This window comes from Streptomyces niveiscabiei (assembly GCF_001419795.1).
GTDB classification, from domain to species: Bacteria; Actinomycetota; Actinomycetes; order Streptomycetales; family Streptomycetaceae; genus Streptomyces; species Streptomyces niveiscabiei.
This window is the reverse complement of record NZ_LIRL01000672.1, coordinates 1-1,695: the sequence shown is the minus strand read 5'-3', so window position 1 is coordinate 1,695 and position 1,695 is coordinate 1. Positions and strand designations below refer to the sequence as shown.

Below are 1,695 nucleotides of genomic sequence, written 5' to 3'. Positions count from 1 at the left end.
CCCCTCCTCGACCCGGCGACCACCACCCCGGAGCCCTCCCCGAAGCACACGCCCGCGCGCGGGTTCGACGCGGTGGCCGAAGCCGTCCTGGGGGACGACCCCCGGGAGGCCGACGGCGTGGAACCGGGACCGCTCGCCGGACCGGTGGCCCGGATCAACGAGGCCGTCCGCGCGGGCCGCATCGACACGGCGGCGGGACTGGCGGAACAGACGGTGACCGACGCGTCGGCGGCGCTCGGCGCGGACCACCCCGAGGTACTGCGCCTGCGTGAACTCGCCGCGTACATCGCGTACTTGGCCGGCGACCCGGTCCGCGCCTTCCACGTCTCCCTCGACGTCGCACGCGCCCACCGCCACGCCGGCGACACCGAGGCCGCGTACGGCAACGTACAGAGCGCCGCGACGGCCTGGCGCGCCGTACGGGAGCCCGTCCAGGGCCTGAACCTCGGCAACGAACTCCTCGGCCTGTGGACCACCCTCGCCACGGAGGGCGGCCCGGCGGCCGAGGACCCGACGGCCCTGGACTCCGCGAGGTCACGCATGCAGCGGCTCGCGGAGCGGGCGGCGGTGGTACGGTGACGACGTCGCGACGGGTCCGTTTCGTCGTAACGGGTGCGTACGACGAAACGGCATCGTCGCGACGTACCTGTTACGGCGTAACGTCGATACGCCATCGTAGCGTCGCTACGGACTCGTAACGTCGCTACGTCCTCGTCGCGACGCTACAGCCCCGTCCGGCGTATCAGGACGACAGCGTCCACACCGCGTACGCCGCCGCGTCCGAGTTCCGGTCCAGTGCCGTGTCGTTGATGTTGGCGGTCGTGTCGCACGACGAGTGGTAGCACCGGTCGAACGCCTGCCCCGACGTACCGCCCCACTTGGTCGCCTGCGCGGCGGTCTTCGTGCGGCTCGCGCCGGTGAAGAGGCCGCCGACGGGGACGCCGGCGCTCTTGAAGGGCGCGTGGTCTGAGCGCCCGTCGCCCTCGGTCTCGATCTCGGTGGGGACGCCGATTCCCGCGAAGTAGTCCTTGAAGGTCTTCTCGATCGTGGGGTCGTCGTCGTAGACGAAGTAGCCGGGGTTGGGGGAGCCGATCATGTCGAAGTTGAGGTAGCCGCTGATCTTGGCGCGGTTTGCGGCGGAGAGGTTGTTGACGTAGTACCGGGAGCCGACGATGCCGAGTTCCTCGGCGCCCCACCAGGCGAATCTCAGGTGCTTGGTGGGCTGGTAGTTCGCGCGGGACACGGCGAGGGCGATCTCCAGGACGGCGGAGGAGCCGGAGCCGTTGTCGTTGATGCCGGCGCCGGAGGACACGCTGTCCAGATGTGACCCGGCCATGACAATCTGATTCGCGTCTCCGCCGGGCCAGTCGGCTATCAGGTTGTAGCCGGTCCTGCCGGAGGAGGTGAACTGCTGGACGGTGGTGGTGAATCCGGCCGCGTCCAGCTTGCCCTTCACGTAGTTGACCGAGGCGAGGTAGCCGGCCCGGCCGTGCGCGCGGTTACCGCCGTTGGCCGTCGCGATCGACTGCAACTGGCTGAGGTGCGCCTTCACGCCGGCCACGGGGATGTCGGGCGCGGCGGCCAGCGACCCGGCGTCGGATGCCGCACCGGCGGCCGACCCGGTGACACCGGTCGCGAACAAGGTGACACCAGCGACGACGGCAGCGGCCGACGCCCGCGCGGAGACTGAGAGCT

At 70.7% G+C, this 1,695-nt stretch carries 2 protein-coding genes; one reads left to right on the top strand and one right to left on the bottom strand.

Annotation, left to right across the window (positions count from 1 at the left end):
- The coding region (locus tag AOK24_RS30045) for a hypothetical protein (RefSeq protein ID WP_055723187.1) at positions 1-579 on the top strand (579 nt) is incomplete at its 5' end.
- 163 nt (positions 580-742) lie between these two features.
- Here AOK24_RS30045 and AOK24_RS30040 read toward each other — a convergent pair.
- The coding region (locus tag AOK24_RS30040; RefSeq protein WP_055723186.1) for a M28 family metallopeptidase at positions 743-1,695 on the bottom strand (953 nt) is incomplete at its 5' end.